The organism is Brevibacillus sp. FW306-2-1A-C05A, assembly GCF_058781555.1.
Genome location: NZ_JBYSWV010000001.1, coordinates 46,149 through 63,316, shown reverse-complemented (window position 1 = coordinate 63,316; position 17,168 = coordinate 46,149). Strand labels below are relative to the sequence as shown.

The window sequence follows — 17,168 nt, the reverse complement described above, 5'->3', positions numbered from 1 at the left end:
TTGAACATAAAGCATGGCTGCGCATCTGTAAGGACTGACAGGCAGGGACGAACGAACGTTTAGAGTGATGCACAAAGGCAGGTGACCGAACATGAGACATTCGGAAAGCAGTCTCTCCATTGATCCCAGCTCTGCTTCCACCTCTTCCAACTCAAACAGGATTCAAGTCGTTTTCAAACGCAACGATTTATCCATCAAGAAGCCCGAAACGCTGCCCGAATACGTAAATGCATCCGCACCCAGCGAATTGGCCTCCTTGTTTGATGAGCTTGAAAATTTGATCGGTCTGCAAGAAGCGAAGAAGACCATGTATGAGATTTACGCGCTGATAAAAATCAACAAGGAACGGGAAAAGCATCACCTGAAAATTGAAAAGCAAGTGTTTCATATGGTGTTCAAAGGCAACCCGGGCACGGGCAAGACGACGGTTGCCCGTTTGTTCGGCAAAATGTTCCGCGAAATGGGCATCTTGAGCAAAGGCCATCTGATCGAAGTGGAGCGGGCCGATCTGGTCGGTGAATTTATCGGCCATACGGCGCAAAAAACGCGGGAACTGGTCAAAAAGGCACTCGGCGGCATTTTGTTTATCGACGAGGCGTATTCGTTGGCCAGAGGGGGCGAAAAAGACTTCGGCAAGGAGGCGGTTGACTGCCTGACGAAAGCGCTGGAAGACTCGAACAAAGATTTCATTTGTATTATTGCCGGGTATAACGACGAAATGGAGCAGTTTCTGGAGCTGAACCCCGGCTTGCCTTCCCGTTTTCCGGTTCACATCAACTTTTCCGATTATAGTGTGGAAGAACTTTTGGACATCGCCACTCTGATGACCCGCGAAAAGGATTTTGAGCTGACGAGAGAAGCGAAAGAAAAAATCCGCCGTCTGCTGACCGGAATCGTGAATGACCCGTTCCAGCAAAATTTCAGCAACGCTCGGTTCGTGCGCAATTGCATCGAGAAAGCGATCCGGGTGCAGGCGGTCCGGCTGATGAAAGCAAACGAGCTGACGCGGGAAGAGCTGCAGCGGCTAAGAGCCGAGGACTTTCAAGTGTGACTTCTCTACGATCCATCCGATCCCTCCGCTGCGGGGGATTTTTTTACAGATAAGAATTCTAGAAGCTTCTTATCCAGTATAAGGGCAACTAAAGCTGCACCAAAGGCTTGGCGCAGCCAAGTTTTCTAACCCTGCGCTTTGTTCTGTAGCGAATAGGGGCGGGGTGCATCGCGACCGTAACGAAATGGGCAAAATGTGGTATGATAGGGAGAAGAAAGGGCGTGAATCGGTGAACGAACTTATCAAAACAAAAGAAACTGCGATCTTGGTCGGGTGCTACCTGGATGGCCGTGATGAGGAACGGACACGTCTCTCCATGGAAGAACTGCACGAGCTGGCTGAAACGGCTGGCGTCGAAGTGCTCGATGTCGTGACGCAAAACAGAGATCGAATCGACTCTGCCTGGTATTTGGGGACGGGCAAGATTGATGAAATTGCCGAAAAGGCGCATGAGCTGGATGTGGACGTCATCATTTTCAACGATGAGCTGTCCCCGAGTCAGACGCGCAATCTGGACAAAATTTTTGATTGCAAGGTCATTGACCGGACCCAGCTCATTCTTGATATTTTCGCGGGGCGAGCGCAGTCGCGCGAAGGGAAGATTCAGGTCGAGCTGGCCCAGTACAACTATTTGCTGCCGCGTCTTGCGGGCCAGGGCAAGCAGCTTTCCCGGCTCGGGGGCGGAATCGGGACGCGCGGTCCGGGTGAATCCAAGCTGGAAAGCGATCGCCGCCACATTCGCAAGCGGATCAGCGAGCTGAAGCAGCAGTTGGACGACACGGTCCGGACGAGACAGCTCCATCGGGAACGCCGCAAGAAAAACAACGTGTTCCAGATTGCGCTGGTCGGCTATACGAACGCGGGCAAGTCGACGATCCTCAACCAGTTGACACAGGCCAACACGTTGCAGGAAGATAAGCTGTTTGCCACGCTGGACCCGACGACCCGCCAGCTCGTGCTGCCGAGCGGCCTGGAAGTGCTGCTGACGGATACAGTCGGCTTCATTCAAGATTTGCCGACGAGCCTTGTCGCCGCTTTTCGCTCCACACTGGAGGGCGTGAAGGAAGCCGACCTGATTTTGCATGTCGTCGACAGCCACCACCCGGATTTGCGCGTGCACATGGAAGTCGTGGACAAAATTTTGCGCGAGCTGAAAGCAGAAGAAATCCCGCAGCTCGTCGTATTCAACAAGGCGGACTTGCTGACCGAAGGCGCCTACCTGCCGCATGCAGACGAATCCATTCTCGTCTCTGCCATTCGCGAAGAAGATCAGCAACGGCTTTTGGCGAGGATCGAACAATTTGTGCTTTCCTCTTATAATGAAATGAAGTTGCGCGTCCCGGTCGAGCGCGGGGACATTTTGTCGCTCTTGCACCGCGAAGGCGTGGAGATGGAGCAGCAATTTAGCGAAGAGGAAGAATCGTACCTGGTCACCGTGCGCGTGAACCGGGACAATCCGATCTACGGCAAGATCGCTCCTTTTCTCCTGGACAAACCAGAGACTGTTGAAGAGAGTTGGTAAGATAGCAGATGTTTCAATACTTTTCCCACGGAGAAAAGCTTCGTCCGCTCGTACTGGAAGTAGAAGCGACGATCTCCGAAAGACATCGTCAAATTTCCGCGCTCGTGGACACCAATCAGTTGAAGGTGTTGCGGTCTTTTCAAAAGCATGAAGTAAACGAGTTTCACTTTTCACCGTCAACCGGCTACGGCTACGACGATTCCGGGCGGGCTACGCTGGAATCAATCTACGCAGACGTTTTTGGCGGAGAGGCGGCACTGGTTCGGCCGCACATTATATCCGGCACGCACGCGATTGCCATTTCCTTGTTCGGCATGTTGCGTCCTGGCGACGACTTGCTCTACATCACGGGCAAACCGTACGACACCTTGGAGGAGGTCGTGGGGGTGCGCGGCGAAGGACAAGGCTCGCTGAAAGACTACGGCATCGGGTACAGCTTCGTGCCGCTGACGCCTGAGGGCGAGATTGATTTTCTCGCGGTAGCGCAAGCGATCACGCCGAATACAAAAGTAATCGGCATCCAGCGTTCGCGCGGCTACGCGGATCGTCCGTCCTTCACGATCGCCAAAATCCGGGAAATGATTCGCGCTGTCAAAGAAATGAAGCCGGATGTGATCGTCTTTGTCGACAACTGCTACGGCGAATTTACGGAAGAGCAGGAGCCGCTGCACGTGGGCGCGGACATCATGGCCGGCTCCCTGATTAAAAACCCGGGCGGCGGGCTGGTCAAAACGGGCGGCTACATCGTCGGCCGGGAGGACCTCGTCAAGCTTGCTTCGTACCGGATGGCAGCGCCAGGCATCGGTGCGGAGGGCGGAGCTTCGCTGTACTCGCTGCTGGAAATGTACCAAGGCTTTTTCCTGGCGCCGCACGTCGTCGGCGAAGCGCTCAAAGGCGCGGTGTTTTCATCGGCTCTCTTGGAGCGCCTCGGCTTTCAGACAAACCCGCTCTGGCACGAGCCGCGGACAGACTTGATTCAGTCTGTCGCCTTTGGCAGTGCCGAGCGACTGATTGCCTTTTGCCAAGGGATTCAAAAGGCAGCCCCGGTCGACTCACACGTGACGCCGTATCCGAGCGAAATGCCCGGCTACGCAGACCCGGTCATCATGGCTGCGGGGACGTTCATTCAAGGGGCGAGCATCGAGTTTTCCGCAGATGGCCCGATTCGTCCCCCGTACCTCGGCTTCGTGCAGGGCGGTTTGACGTATTCGCACGTCAAAGTGGGGATTTTAACGGCATTGAACGGCATGCTGGAAAAAGGCTTGCTCGACCTGCCTGAAAAGTAAACCGGGTACAAGCGACGGCGCGGACATAGACGAGACGGCATTCTCTACGCAGGGGATGCCGTTTTTTTGCGGCTGACACGCCGGAGAGCGGGTAGCTCCCCGCAGGAAGCGCCGACTGGCGGAAAAAGCAAGCGGCTCAATGTCCTCATGAGGCGGTTTTAAGCGAAAGCGCCGGGGTTCGAGTGCCTGGAAGCGCGGGACAAACGTGGATTTTTACCAATGCGGGTCACTTTCTGCGTGATATTTTCTAACATCCGTTGACAGTGTTTATGCTTTTGCATAAAATAAGGCATAAGGATAACGATAGAGGAGGGACAAGTCATGAGTGATGACCTTCGCCGGAATATGGCCCTCTTTCCCATTGGGATCGTCATGAAGCTGACCGATCTCACTGCGAGACAGATTCGCTACTACGAGCAAAATGACCTGATTCAACCGGCTCGCACGGAAGGGAAGCAGCGGCTTTTCTCCTTCAATGATGTAGACCGACTGTTGGAGATCAAGGAACTGATCGAAAAAGGACTCAACATTGCCGGCATCAAGCAAGTGCTGAAGCTGCAAGAACCGGTCACCGAGCCGACGGAGATTACGCAAACGTCCGAAGGCAAGCGCAAGGACATGTCTGACAAGGAACTGCACCAGTTGCTCAGACAACAGATCATGTATCGCAATGCTGCCCGCCCAGGCGAGGACGCATTGATTCGTGGAGAGCTATCCCGCTTCTTCCACTGATATAAAGTTGTGAGAGAGACAGGAGGAGAGAAATGTGAGCAAGTACACAAGAGAAGACATTATGCGATTGGCCCAGGAAGAGGACGTGAGATACATCCGTCTGCAGTTTACTGACCTGCTGGGGATTATCAAAAACGTGGAGATTCCTCTGTCCCAACTGCCAAAAGCGTTGGACAACAAAATGATGTTTGACGGTTCTTCCATCGAAGGGTTTGTTCGTATCGAGGAATCGGATATGTATCTGGTACCGGACCTGGACACCTGGGTTGTTTTCCCGTGGGGCAACGAGCATGGGAAAGTTGCACGTCTGATCTGTGATATCTATATGCCGGATGGCTCTCCGTTCGAGGGTGACCCTCGCTATATTTTGAAGCGCGCGTTGAAAGAAGCAGAAGAAATGGGCTTCTCTGCGTTCAACGTGGGACCAGAACCTGAATTCTTCCTGTTCAAGCTCAACGAAAAAGGCGATCCTACGCTCGATCTGAACGACCAAGGCGGCTACTTCGACTTCGCTCCGCTCGACACCGGCGAAAACTGCCGTCGCGACATCGTATTGACCCTGGAAAAAATGGGCTTTGAAATCGAAGCTTCCCACCACGAAGTAGCGCCAGGCCAACACGAAATCGACTTCAAATACGCGAACGCGCTGCAAGCAGCAGACCAGATTTTGACTTTCAAGCTGGTTGTAAAAACGATCGCGCAAAAACACGGCCTGCATGCAACCTTTATGCCAAAACCGCTCTACGGTGTGGCAGGCTCCGGTATGCACGCGAACCAATCCTTGTTCCGCGGCAACGAAAATGCGTTCTACGACGAGACAGACGAAATGGGCCTGAGCCAAACAGCGAAGCATTACCTCGCAGGTATTTTGCAGCACGCTCGCGGCTTCACAGCGATCACCAATCCGCTCGTGAACTCGTACAAACGTCTGGTACCTGGCTATGAAGCACCTTGCTACGTGGCATGGTCGGCGAAAAACCGCTCTCCATTGATCCGTATCCCAGCCTCCCGCGGCATGGGAACCCGTATCGAAGTGCGCAGCCCAGACCCGGCAACAAACCCGTACCTCGCTTTGGCTGTCATGCTGAAAGCCGGCCTGGACGGCATCAAAAACAAAGTGACTGTACCACCAGCGATCGACCGCAACATCTACGTGATGACCGAAGAAGAGCGCGAAGCAAACGGCATCGTCAACCTGCCAGCTACGCTCAAGGAAGCGATCGAGTGCCTGAAAGCCGATCCAGTAATCTGCGAAGCCCTGGGCGAGCACGCGCTGGTACACTTCATCGAAGCAAAAGAAATCGAGTGGGATATGTTCCGCACACGCGTCCACGACTGGGAGCGCGAGCAGTACATGAGCACTTACTAAAATGGAAAAATCCCCTTGCGCCTGCTGGTGCGAGGGGTTTTTGCTTTTGTGGGCAGCTTTCGAAATTCACGTCGATGTATTGCTTTTGCCCACAATTCGCCCACAAATTTTCTAGTTGTAGATTGTTAATATGTGTTTTTCAAATTTGTCCATCCTATCTGTTTTAATTTTTTGGAAATGTGGACGAACATATCCGGCAGGTTGGGATATCACACCAGCACCTGCAAACGGACCAGGCGAGACTGGGAAAGTATGCTCCACTAATCGTGGAGCTTTTTTTATTTGCATGTTATTCGTTTCATTTCCGCCTCCATTTCATTGCGTAAGAATGCTTTCGCTTCATCGTTTCCGGTAAGCTCCAGCAAAATCGGGTTCTCTTCGCTGCTTGCAATGACCGTAAACGTTAAAAACGGGCAGCATTTTCGCTCCAGCCGCACCCATTCCTGCACAAGCCGTAACGTATCTTGATCCTCCGGAAATTGATACTGAACCCCTTTTTCAAGCTCCGCAATGCTAATCCTTCTCGAATCAAGCTCTTCCCAAATGCTTTTGTACTCCACTCGCTCCGCTTCCGTAAAGACTGTGTGGCAACAAGCGATAGGCATTTTTGGGCTCATTTTGTCTTCCCCTTTCACGTTTCAGCAAGAATGCCTGATTTTCTACAAGCTGAACGCCCAGAGCTACCGCACCACTGACTGGAAAAGCACAAGCACAGAGCGTATGCAACTAGCAACTGATTTCATTTACAGCACCTTCCGCAAAGAGATATAATCGAATCGTAAAACTTAAAGTTAACTTTAAGTCAAGGGGGGGAGTTGTTATGTCTGGACTTAGCATTGGGCAACTTGCGGCAAGGGCAGGGGTAAACGCATCGACGCTGCGTTACTATGAATCCGTTGGCTTGCTTCCTGCTCCGGAACGTCAAAATGGGCAACGCCGGTATGATGAACAACTACTCGAACGTATCAGTTTTATCAAGATCGCGCAGCAAACAGGCTTTAGCATCCAGGAAATCGCGATTTTGCTAGAAGGTTTTGAAACCAGTGGTCCACTGTCTGAGCGCTGGGAACAAATGGCGAAGCAGAAACGCTCCCAACTTGAGGAAAGAAAAAAACAGCTTGATTGGATGATACAAATATTAGACAGCGGGCTAAGCTGCAAATGCCTTACGTGGTCGGAATGCCTGAAAAAAATAGAAACTACGGGTTCGCGATAGGAAAGGGCTGGGCGAGAAATGATTTCAAGAGAACAATTAGAAAAGAATCAAGTGTGGCTTTATGCGTTCGTGTTCGTGATTGCTGCTGGATTCGGGTTGTTATGGCCAGAATCAGGCGAGAGCCTTGATCGTACGATTTCGTTCGTGCTTGCCATCTTGATGTATGGAATGTTTGCCCAAATCCCTTTTTTTCGTTTAAAAGAGGCACTCTCGAATCGAAAGTTTATGTATGCGCTCCTTCTTGTCAACTACATAGCCGTACCAGTCCTTGTCTGGGGGTTAACGCGGTTTCTTCCGGCCGATCCAGCAATCTTGTTAGGGGTATTTCTTGTTTTGCTTACCCCCTGCATTGACTATGTGATTGTCTTCACCCATCTTGGGCGTGGGAACGAGAAACTCGTGTTGGTTTCAACCCCGATCCTTTTTGTCACCCAAATGCTTTTTTTGCCCGTTTATCTATGGCTTTTTATGGGCGAGAAAGCAGCAGAAATCGTGAGTGTCGGGCCATTTCTCGAAGCGTTTTTCGGGCTTATTGTCGACCCGCTGATTCTTGCTCTACTTACGCAATGGTGGTCAACAAGACAACCACGGGGAGAACGGTTTCTTGATGCGACAGCATGGCTGCCTGTGCCTTTTATGGCGCTAACGCTTTTTGTTGTCGTTGCCTCGCAAATTGCCAAACTGTATAGCTCTTTTGATTCGATCATCCAAGTGATTCCTGTCTATGCAGCATATATGGCGATTACACCGATTATTGCGCGGATTATTTCCCATCTATTCCGTTTGGATACCGGAGCAGGGCGAGCTTTGATTTTTAGTGCAGGCACGCGTAACTCTCTGGTCGTTCTTCCGTTTGCATTGGCGCTGCCGGAACCGCTAAACGGAGTGGCGTCGGCAGTGATCGTGACGCAAACCATTGTAGAGCTCATTGGGGAGCTAGTATATATTCGGCTGGTTCCAAAGGTGCTTTTGCGAGGGGCGGAGGGAATTGCGAAGAAACAAAAGTGATTCGTTTACATAAATGAGTTAGTAGAACATTTTTTATTGGGGTTTTAACGAGGCTGATCCGCTCCTGCAACCAAGAGTGGGAGCGGATCAGAAGGAACTGGCGATTTCCTGCTTTCCGGACTAGCTAAAAAGAGAGAAAGCAGAAGCTACCATGAAAACAGCACTCAAGCTGCTTATAATGAAAATAGTCCCTCTTGTTCTTTTTTTGACCAGAACGGATTGAGCCAGGAGGGAATCCGAGCATTGTTGGCGAGGAACTATTTCTGGCGCTTTTTCACGAACAGCACAGCGCTGGCAGCGACGACGCCTGCGAGGTAAATAATTGCGTACGATATGGCGCGCAAATAAGACAACTCTGAAGGAGTTCCGTTATAAATGGCGGTAGTAGCCGAGACGAGGATGATGCCGATGACGTAAACGGCCAGCCCGATCAAAATGCTTTTTCCCATGTCAATCTCTCCTTTGTGGCCTAGCTAGTGAGAGCATAACATGAATAAGGATTCTTTTCTATTTTTTGTAAAGGGTACAAAATCAAAAAGATAACATTGTTTCTTATAGGAAAGGAACCTTTATGAACCCGCAACTAAAACAACTCCTGCTCCACTTCGACGACGCAGCCGAATGGTATGCCCCGAAAGACTTCGATTACCGAAAAGAAATGCAGCAAGTAAAAATGGTAAAAGCCCGCTTGGAAGCTGAAACAGACAACCGTTTCGAACTGGACGACTGCGTACAGGACGCCTCGTTTTTCGCAGAGATGTACATCCTGGAAAAAAGCCAACACGATGCGAAAGCGAGCGGGGGAAGCTATGCGATGTGCTACGAGCTGGCGATCCGCTTTTCGGCCTTTGGACGGTTCGTGACGATCCTTGGTGCTTTTGACGAGACGGGAAAGCAACCAGACATGAACCGCATCATCGCCACGCTGCAGGAGAACGGCTACCGCTACATCCCCGCAGACGAGCTGAACACCTTGTACGATGGGAAAAATCAAGCGATGATCGGCGAATACACCTGGTGGAACCGATTTTTCGACTACTTGTAACAGCCGCATCCTTCTTTTGCCCGCCGCTTTGGACGAACCATTTTTGTCTAGCGGGGCTTAACCTATCCGATCCACGTACATTCAGTTCGCCCGGCATGCCGAAACAATCGTTATCTCGCTTCCGACCGGCCTATCTGGCTGTACCATGCTCAAGCCAATGGAAGCTGAGAGGGCAGTTCCCCCGCCTAAACAGCGAGTGGCGGAACAGTTTGGATGTACTCGCCACGCTGGCAAAATAAGAGAAACGCTAGCAACTCCCGTGAAAAAGATTAACCTCACCTAACTTTGGTCAGGAGACAGCAAATAGAGAAGCAAAGTATAGTAAAGGTACCCGAAAGGAAAATCCTCCCTTTCCGTTGATGGACGCCATTGTCGATGAAAATCGCCCTCCTGATGGCGTGGCCTTTGTGGAAGCTCCATTTCTCCGCGCAGTTTTCGCAAAGATAGCGGGCTTCATCAAAGATTCGGTCAAAAGAACGAATGCATCCTCTCGCCCGTTTGCCGTCAACTGCCCCTTGAGTTGCTTGAGGGGTATTTTTTATGAAAACGGCTCCTTGTTCGCTAAGCTTGAACAAGGAGCCGCCACTGTTTTTCGCGCATGATCGTGTTTCTGCTCATTTGACCATCGTAGCCAGAAAATCATGCAGTTTTTCCAGCGAACGAATATTTTGATTGCAAGTGACGCTGTCTTGACACAAGTAGTTTCCTTTTTTCAAATACGTGCCGTTGCCCGCCCCCCGCGCTTCCAGGACGAACATGCCGATGTCGGTAATTTTGTTGCAGATCGCACAAATCCCTTTTTTGGGCAGGGGAGTAAAAACGCCGTGAATGCCGATCAGCTTGTCAGGGTAGTAGGCGATAATGTACTTTTTGTCTGCCCCGCTGTCGAACCAGCTTACATACGACGTCTCGGCATACGGGATTTCCGCTGTCGCAGGCGGCTTGAGCTTCTTGACCTTCGGGAACATTTTTTTGATCGCTTGCTCGGTCAAAGCGGGAAAAGGGATGATATACGGCGAGAGCCGCAGCAAAAACTGTTTGGCTTCGTTCTTTTCCTTGATGGCTGCGAGTGGCGCAAGCAGTTGTTTTTGTTCCTCTGTCATGCCGGGGAAGAGCTGGAACACGGATTCCTGGGCGATTTCTTTGCGGGCCCGGATGACGTTAGGGTCTGTGCTGCTTGTGTATGCGTTCAACAAGGTTTGCACCTGTGCTTTGATGAAGTGATAGTGGTGGGGTGAAATAAATGGTTGCATCTTTCTGGTTCCTCCTTGCAGCGTACTCCGTCAGGCGTGAGGAGTTGTGATGGTGTTTGTACCTTCTACTGTAAAAGGAGCGGAGTGCGCTGCAAAGGGAAAGAACGATTGTAAAAAGAACTCGGCATAGGAAAAGCACTGACCGTCTCGTGGACGCGCCAGTGCTTTTGTCTATTTGGCATACACAATCTTTTTGATCGTTTCCGTCGAGAGAAAGTACTGCTCGGCCAGCTCCTGGATGGAGGCGCCTTCGCGAAAAGCGTTGCGGATCGCGCTGTTGCGTTCATCCAACTGTTTTCTGCCGCCGGTCCGGGTCCCCCATTTGTGATGGGCCGTCTTCGGTTTCGGAATGTAGATGATTTCTCCCTGCACGTACTTTTGGATTTCTGCGATCAAGGTTTCTGGCAGCATGCTGGCTGCATTCACATATTTCATTTCCGCTCGCTCCTTATTTTTAAAGTGAAAAATAAGGGGCAAAGCCAGGAAATAAGAAATGAGATACGTTAGAGAAGGCGATGAATTGTCTAAACGACTGTCCACCTCATGCAAAGTATCGCCTTATTCCCAGGCTTTGCATGAGACGCTGCAGTATCTGGCAAACCAATTCCATTCACCAACCACACACCCCCTCGTTCGCGTTTTCTCCCTGCGCGCCGCCAAGTGCCCGCGCAGTAGTTCCCATTATAAATCATCTGTCCGCCATTTGCACCGCGGCTCTGGCGATTTTTTCGCCACGCGCGCGCCGTCCGCCTATGCGACAAAGGAGCGGGGGACTCTTTACCTGGTCACAAGAGTGCGGAGCTGTTCTTCCGTCCACTTTTCCACATCCAGCAGCGCCTGGTATGGATCGTCTCCCGGAATGTTAAAATAGGAGGCAAAAGCAGGTTCGGTTTTCAGGCCGTCTTGCTTGAGCTGGCGGATGGCGCGGAGGGCGTCAGCGCCACCGAGCAGCAGCAAACGGTGCTCGACGACCATGTGCCGATACGCATTTTGCTGTTCGACCGGGCGCGGTTGGGCAAACAGCTCAAACCAGAAGCCGCAGGCAAAAAACGTAATCAGGCAGGTGGGCACGCCTTGCACGAGCAGACGAGCTTCCTTGTAGCCTTCATACGCCGCATACGAAGCGCGGACGACGTCGGCAAACTGCTCGAGGTGGTGGCACTCGCAAATAATGTCCAGATCGCTGTCCGCAATGTCGATGTCCAGAGGGATCGTACCTGCGAGCACGGGATCGAACGCTTGCAGCCGCTGCATGACCGCGGATTGGGCGATGGCCTGGCCCGCAGCTTTTTGTTTCGGTGTCCCGTTGTGCAAATAAGAGAGGTCGCGCCAGTTTCGCGTCATAGTAACCCTCCGCTTTCGTTAAAATAGGCAGGTACTCCTCGCAGACGGCCTCACGGATTCGCAAAAGAAGAGTGCAACTTCAATCGGCTTTTTCTCGTATTACCTATGTGAGAGGAGTGCATAGAGAATGGATATTGTTCTTTGGATTATCGTGTTGGTGCTTTTCGCGCTAAGTATCGCCGGTATATTTTTGCCAGTACTACCCGATACGATTTTACTGTGGGCAGGCTTTTTGCTCTACCACTTTTTCATAGCCGATCCGGGAGCGGGGTTGCCAGCGTCTTTCTGGTGGGGGATGGTGGTGCTCAGTATCTTGCTGTACGGTGCGGATTTGTTGACCAACATGTTTTTCGTGAAAAAGTACGGCGGCTCCAAATGGTCTTCGGTGGCTGCGGCCGTAGGGATTGTTCTCGGAATCTTCGTGTTCCCGCCGTTCGGGATGCTGATTATGCCGTTCGTGCTCGTGGTGCTGGTGGAGTTGCTCGTGCAAAAGCAGCCGATAGAGAAAGCGGTAAAGGCAGGCTTTGGCTCGCTGATCGGCTTTTTGGGAAGCGCAGTTGTCAAAGTCGTGTTGCAGGTGAGCATGATCGTCTGGTTTTTCCTTGCCAGATAAATATAATGATAGAGACGAAAAAGGACAGCGGAGGCTGTCCTTTTTTCATGCGCTGGAACGATTAGTGGATGAGGCGATAGACGCCAATGACTTTTCCGAGAATGGTGACGTTGTCCAAAATGATCGGTTCCATCGTCGCGTTTTCCGGCTGGAGGCGGAAGTGGTTCTTCTCTTTGAAAAAGCGCTTGACGGTCGCTTCGTCTTCTTCTGTCATGGCGACGACGATATCGCCGTTGTTGGCGACGTGCTGCTGGCGCACGATTACGTAGTCGCCGTCCAGGATACCGGCGTCGATCATGCTGTTCCCGGAAATCCGCAGCATGTACACCTTGTCTGAAGTCACGATATTTTCTGGAAGCGGGAAGTACTCTTCGACGTCCTCAATCGCGGTAATCGGCTGCCCGGCGGTTACTTTCCCGATGACGGGAACGCGAACGACAGAGTCCTCGAAGTTGTCCTGGAAGCGGTCTTCCTCAGACAGCAGTTCGATGGCGCGAGGCTTGGTAGGGTCGCGGCGGATCAGCCCTTTCTTTTCCAAGCGCGCCAGATGACCGTGCACAGTAGAGCTGGAGGCAAGTCCGACAGCTTCGCCGATTTCGCGGACGGATGGAGGATAGCCTTTGTCCCGGACTTCCTTGCGAATAAATTCGATTATGGCTTGTTGTCTGCTGGATAATTTTGACATAGAGAGACACCCCTGATTTCTCGAACATGTTTTCCTATATTATACCATGGGAGCTTGCGTTCGACAAACATAAGTTCGATTTTGATGCGAACAGGAATTTTTGACAGGGTAAATGCATTTGATTCGACAGCATCGGCCAAATCTCGAAAAAAGCGCGGGCGGGCGGCCGGAGCCGTAAGTTGCAGCCGTTCCATTGTAATAGAGCCGGGCTAACTCCAAGTCGGCAAACAGTTCCATCGTCGCGGAGCCGGGCTTACGTCGAGCCACAAGCCGCTCCATCGTCGCGGAGCCGGGCTTACGTCGAGCCACAAGCCGCTCCACTGTCGCAGAGTCGAGCTCACGTCAAACCGCCAGCCGCTCCAGTACCGAAGAGCCGAGCTTACGCCAAGCCACAAACCGCACCAACGCGGCACACTTGGACTTCTGTTCAGGCAGCAAGCAACCAGCTAGAAACGAGCTAAATCCACCCCAATAGAGTCGCCCGGCAGCGTCATCCGAAGCAAAAACGGCTGCGCACAGCAGCTCCGCGCGAATTTGCGAGACGGCGGTTTTTGTATTGACATGAACATATGTTCTCATTTATGATAGGGATACGAACTTATAGAACGTATGTTTGCAGGGGGTCATATTATGAATGCCATGTCTATCCATAACCGTTTCGAGAAAAAGCAGCCTCGCCGCGTCCGTTTGGGCATCACGAGAGGACAAGCTATTTTGTTTTTGCTGACGTTCTCTCTCTTTTTTTACTTGCTTACCGAACTGGTGTTTGCCTCTTCTGCGCATAAAGAGCCGCTAAAAGGAAAAGAAGTGACCGTTCGCTCCGGCGACAGTCTTTGGACGATTGCTGTGCGCCATCATCATTCGGAAAAGGTGGATGTGCGCGATCTGATTTTCGATATCAAAATGGCGAACAACCTCGACAGCAATCTCATTTATCCGGGGCAGACCTTGTTCATCCCGGAAACGGACTGATTCGAGCACTTGCCCGCCATCCGCTCTCTTGCCAGTTCCGACTGATATGATATAATAAAGCGGCATTACTACAGAGTGGGAGGAACCGGAACGTGGTATCTGACGCAGAAATTAAACGAATCAACGAACTGGTCAAGAAATCTCGCGAGGTTGGCTTGACTGACGAGGAGAAGCAGGAGCAAAAAGCTCTGCGCCAAAAGTACATCGATGCGGTCAAGATGTCGCTTCGAGCGAATCTGGATTCCATCCGCTATGTGGAAGATCTTGAGGAAAATCGTCCAAAACAGTAAACTTACTTGTATTGATACGGCAGACATCCTTGCTTGACGCTCGGGTGTCTTTTTGTTCCTGACGACTTCTGCCAGTTTTGCAATTGAGGAGGGGGACCAATGGCATGGGTGGCTGTAGCGGTTGGGGGAGCAGTCGGCTCGTTGCTTCGTTATGTGCTGGCGCTGGTTGCCAATCAGCCGGGCTGGCCTGTAGGCACGTGGCTGGCGAACATCATTGGCTCGTTTGCCATCGGCGTTTTGTTTGTGATCGGCAAGGAGCGGGGAGGCTTCTCGCCTGAGCTGTATCTTTTGTTTACGACAGGCATTATGGGCGGATTCACGACGTTTTCCACATTTTCGCTGGAAGTGGTTTCGTTCTGGGGAGAGGGACAATGGCTGCGCGGGCTCGTTTACGCCCTGCTCAGTATCGTGGTCGGCCTGCTCTCTTGTGCCGCGGGAATCTGGCTTGCCAGACAAATGCAATAACGACCATCACATTGATAAAAGACGAGAGGGGGGATGGGTGTGAGTACCCAACACCGCGATTACGAGGCAGAACAGAACAAGCTGGATGAGACGATTGCATTGATCGATGGGGAGATCGCTCGGCTGCGCGAAGAGATTCGGGAAGCGACCGACGATTACGTCAAGCAGGTCGTGAACGCAAGCAAGGCAAAAGACCTGCGTTATTTGGAGGATCACGGACGCGACAAGCCGTACTTTGGCCGAGTCGATTTTCTCAAGGACGAGGTTTACGAGCTTGACCAGGTGTACATCGGAAAAAGAGGGATCGTCCGCAGCGATACGTTTGATTCGATCGTCGTGGATTGGCGAGCGCCCATTGCCAGTCTCTATTATTCCGGAGAGAGCAAGGATGCGTTTTACCGGATGGGGCGCGAGATCGTGCGCGGCGAGGTGAGATTGAAGCGCAACTTCGCGATTGAGGACGGAAAAATCGTCGGGATTTACGATGGCGCTGTAAAAGAGACGATCAACCGCGAGATGGGGCACCCGGACGAGTTTTTGCAGGAAGGCTTCATCGACGAATTTTTGAACGCCAATCTGAACTTGACGAATGACAGCCGCTTAAAAGATATCGTCGCGACGATCCAGTCGGAGCAAAATGACATCATTCGCGCGGAAAAAGATCGGCCGATCGTCGTGCAAGGGGTTGCGGGCAGCGGAAAGACGACGATTGCGCTGCATCGGCTGTCGTACCTGATTTACAACTACCAGGATACGATGATGTCGAAAAAATTTATGGTGTTCGCCCCGAACCGGATGTTTCTGACGTACATATCAGAGGTGCTACCCGAGCTTGGCGTCGACGATGTTCAGCAATCGACGTTTGTAGACTGGGCGGCGCGGCTCGTGAAGCCGCTCATGCCCAAAGGCTGGCGGATCGTGAGCCCGGACAAACCGCTGCAGTTGTTTTTTGAAGAAGGGCAGGACGAGCGGGAGCAGGAAATCACCCGCCATCGGCTGCGTTTCAAAGGCTCGCTGGCGTGCCGGGAAGCCATGGAAGAGTACATACGCTACGTGATCGAGACGAGAATCCCGTTCAAAAAACTGAGTTTTCTTTACAACAAGACGAAGCAAGTGTTCTCCATCCCGGGCGAGACGATCCGGCAGTTTTTTCTGGAGCAGTTCGGGTCCTTGCCGTACCATCGACGCGTCGATGCGCTGCGCAAGCATTTGAAGCAAGAGATGAACAAGCAACTATTTTCGCATTTGCGCGAGCGAAAAGTCGACCTCGACAAGCAAGGGCTGGCCAAGTTTGAAAAAATGCTGGAGCAAATTTTGGATACGTACCTCGTCTCCTTCCCGCGGCTGGACATTTTCGAGTCGTACCGCGAGCTGATCGCAGAGGAGGAGCTGTTGCGCAAGCTTGTCCCTGCGGACATTTCCGACGAAGTGGTCCGCGATGTGAGCCGGTCTTCTGCGGCGCTGTTTGCCCAGGAGCGGCTGGAAGCGGAGGATATCGCGCCGCTGTTGTATTTGCAGCATATCATCGAAGGGATGAACAAGGCCGGGCATTTCGACCATACCGTCGTGGATGAAGCGCAAGACTTGAGCGCGTTGGAGATTGCCGTGATTGCGCTCGCGACGAAGCGCCACTCGCTGACGATTGTCGGCGACATCGCCCAAGGCATTCACAGCTACCGCGGCATTCACGCGTGGGAGGAGCTGACCCAGGGTATTTTCGAACAGCTTCGTCCCGCCTACTACACGCTGGCGCAAAGCTATCGCTCGACAGTTGAGATCATGCTGTGCGCCAACGAAGTGCTGCGGCAGATTGAGCTGCCGGAAGCCGTCTTGGCGAAGCCCGTCTTGCGCCATGGCGAAAAGCCAATCATGGTCGAGGCCGATTCGCGCGCCAAGCTGTGGACGGAAGTCAGCTCCCGGGTGGCCGCTCTGCAAAAGGAAGGGTTGCAAACGATCGCGATCGTCACCAAGACGATTCAGGCGAGCAAAAAGGCGCACAAGGCGCTTGCAAAGAGCATTGCCGATTTGACGCTGCTCGGCAGCAAAGACAACCAGTTTCCGGGCGGCGTAACCGTGATGCCTGCCTATTTGACAAAAGGCTTGCAGTTTGACGCGGTCATCGTGGTCGATGTGGATGCGTATCAAAGCAACGAATGGGACGCGAAGCTGCTCTACGTGGCGATGACCAGGCCGGTGCATCGCCTCGTGCTGACGAAGATGGCAGGGGAGCAGGCGCCACTGCTGGCTGAGCTTTCGCCCGAGCTGTACACGCAGGCTTGAACGTGGCAAATAGTAAAAACCCCTCTGGCTGAATAAG

The 17,168-nt window shown here is 52.2% G+C and carries 19 protein-coding genes; 13 read left to right on the top strand and 6 right to left on the bottom strand.

All coding sequences use genetic code 11. The annotated features are described in order from the left end of the window. Positions 1-91 precede the first annotated feature (91 nt). From AC3WJN_RS00350 to glnA, 5 genes are all read left to right on the top strand, one after another. Positions 92-1,051 (top strand): AAA family ATPase, encoded by a 960-nt coding sequence (locus AC3WJN_RS00350; RefSeq protein WP_005835660.1) that lies wholly within the window; start codon positions 92-94, stop codon positions 1,049-1,051. Between the two features lie 229 nt (positions 1,052-1,280). Further along, positions 1,281-2,573: a GTPase HflX gene (gene hflX, locus AC3WJN_RS00345; protein ID WP_025846016.1), complete on the top strand. Its 1,293-nt coding sequence runs from the start codon at positions 1,281-1,283 to the stop codon at positions 2,571-2,573. 8 nt (positions 2,574-2,581) lie between these two features. Beyond that, on the top strand, positions 2,582-3,859 hold the full coding sequence (locus AC3WJN_RS00340) for a methionine gamma-lyase family protein (protein ID WP_007786938.1): 1,278 nt from the start codon (positions 2,582-2,584) through the stop codon (positions 3,857-3,859). Positions 3,860-4,180: 321 nt separating this feature from the next. After that, the gene (locus AC3WJN_RS00335; RefSeq protein WP_005835664.1) at positions 4,181-4,591 is read left to right on the top strand and encodes a MerR family transcriptional regulator; all 411 of its coding nucleotides are present in this window, start codon (positions 4,181-4,183) and stop codon (positions 4,589-4,591) included. A 34-nt stretch (positions 4,592-4,625) separates the two neighbouring features. Then, positions 4,626-5,960 carry a type I glutamate--ammonia ligase gene (gene glnA, locus AC3WJN_RS00330; protein WP_005835665.1) on the top strand — a complete coding sequence of 445 codons (1,335 nt, stop codon included), beginning with the start codon at positions 4,626-4,628 and terminating at the stop codon, positions 5,958-5,960. 278 nt (positions 5,961-6,238) lie between these two features. On the opposite strand, the gene AC3WJN_RS00325 is transcribed toward glnA, so the two are convergent. After that, positions 6,239-6,577: a hypothetical protein gene (locus tag AC3WJN_RS00325; protein WP_327990627.1), complete on the bottom strand. Its 339-nt coding sequence runs from the start codon at positions 6,575-6,577 to the stop codon at positions 6,239-6,241. A gap of 203 nt (positions 6,578-6,780) precedes the next feature. Here AC3WJN_RS00325 and AC3WJN_RS00320 point away from each other — a divergent pair, with 203 nt between their 5' ends. Both AC3WJN_RS00320 and AC3WJN_RS00315 read left to right on the top strand, forming a co-directional pair. Next, positions 6,781-7,176, top strand: coding sequence for a MerR family transcriptional regulator (locus tag AC3WJN_RS00320; RefSeq protein WP_007786942.1), 396 nt, complete (start codon positions 6,781-6,783; stop codon positions 7,174-7,176). 18 nt (positions 7,177-7,194) lie between these two features. Further along, positions 7,195-8,184, top strand: coding sequence for an arsenic resistance protein (locus tag AC3WJN_RS00315; protein WP_492329204.1), 990 nt, complete (start codon positions 7,195-7,197; stop codon positions 8,182-8,184). A gap of 257 nt (positions 8,185-8,441) precedes the next feature. Here AC3WJN_RS00315 and AC3WJN_RS00310 read toward each other — a convergent pair whose 3' ends face one another. Beyond that, positions 8,442-8,633: a hypothetical protein gene (locus AC3WJN_RS00310; RefSeq protein ID WP_005835813.1), complete on the bottom strand. Its 192-nt coding sequence runs from the start codon at positions 8,631-8,633 to the stop codon at positions 8,442-8,444. A 122-nt stretch (positions 8,634-8,755) separates the two neighbouring features. On the opposite strand from AC3WJN_RS00310, the gene AC3WJN_RS00305 reads away from it, so the two are divergent. Continuing rightward, on the top strand, positions 8,756-9,229 hold the full coding sequence (locus AC3WJN_RS00305) for a hypothetical protein (protein WP_007786948.1): 474 nt from the start codon (positions 8,756-8,758) through the stop codon (positions 9,227-9,229). 614 nt (positions 9,230-9,843) lie between these two features. Here AC3WJN_RS00305 and AC3WJN_RS00300 read toward each other — a convergent pair. From AC3WJN_RS00300 to AC3WJN_RS00290, 3 genes are all read right to left on the bottom strand, one after another. Continuing rightward, positions 9,844-10,482, bottom strand: a complete 639-nt coding sequence (locus AC3WJN_RS00300; protein WP_122952627.1) for a FusB/FusC family EF-G-binding protein — start codon at positions 10,480-10,482, stop codon at positions 9,844-9,846. Positions 10,483-10,653: 171 nt separating this feature from the next. After that, the gene (locus AC3WJN_RS00295; protein ID WP_005835805.1) at positions 10,654-10,917 is read right to left on the bottom strand and encodes a CD3324 family protein; all 264 of its coding nucleotides are present in this window, start codon (positions 10,915-10,917) and stop codon (positions 10,654-10,656) included. A 342-nt stretch (positions 10,918-11,259) separates the two neighbouring features. Beyond that, on the bottom strand, positions 11,260-11,826 hold the full coding sequence (locus tag AC3WJN_RS00290) for a DUF4269 domain-containing protein (protein WP_007786952.1): 567 nt from the start codon (positions 11,824-11,826) through the stop codon (positions 11,260-11,262). Between the two features lie 127 nt (positions 11,827-11,953). Here AC3WJN_RS00290 and AC3WJN_RS00285 point away from each other — a divergent pair, with 127 nt between their 5' ends. Continuing rightward, positions 11,954-12,439 carry a DUF456 domain-containing protein gene (locus tag AC3WJN_RS00285; RefSeq protein WP_005835801.1) on the top strand — a complete coding sequence of 162 codons (486 nt, stop codon included), beginning with the start codon at positions 11,954-11,956 and terminating at the stop codon, positions 12,437-12,439. Between the two features lie 61 nt (positions 12,440-12,500). Here AC3WJN_RS00285 and lexA read toward each other — a convergent pair whose 3' ends face one another. Further along, positions 12,501-13,124, bottom strand: a complete 624-nt coding sequence (gene lexA / locus AC3WJN_RS00280; protein WP_005835798.1) for a transcriptional repressor LexA — start codon at positions 13,122-13,124, stop codon at positions 12,501-12,503. Between the two features lie 630 nt (positions 13,125-13,754). On the opposite strand from lexA, the gene yneA reads away from it, so the two are divergent. The 4 genes from yneA to AC3WJN_RS00260 all read left to right on the top strand — a co-directional run bounded on the left by yneA (position 13,755) and on the right by AC3WJN_RS00260 (position 17,131). After that, positions 13,755-14,096 carry a cell division suppressor protein YneA gene (gene yneA / locus AC3WJN_RS00275; RefSeq protein WP_005835797.1) on the top strand — a complete coding sequence of 114 codons (342 nt, stop codon included), beginning with the start codon at positions 13,755-13,757 and terminating at the stop codon, positions 14,094-14,096. Between the two features lie 92 nt (positions 14,097-14,188). After that, positions 14,189-14,386, top strand: a complete 198-nt coding sequence (locus tag AC3WJN_RS00270) for a DUF896 domain-containing protein (protein WP_005835795.1) — start codon at positions 14,189-14,191, stop codon at positions 14,384-14,386. A 99-nt stretch (positions 14,387-14,485) separates the two neighbouring features. Next, on the top strand, positions 14,486-14,851 hold the full coding sequence (gene crcB / locus AC3WJN_RS00265; protein WP_005835794.1) for a fluoride efflux transporter CrcB: 366 nt from the start codon (positions 14,486-14,488) through the stop codon (positions 14,849-14,851). A gap of 39 nt (positions 14,852-14,890) precedes the next feature. Next, positions 14,891-17,131, top strand: a complete 2,241-nt coding sequence (locus AC3WJN_RS00260; RefSeq protein WP_007786956.1) for a HelD family protein — start codon at positions 14,891-14,893, stop codon at positions 17,129-17,131. Positions 17,132-17,168 lie beyond the last annotated feature (37 nt).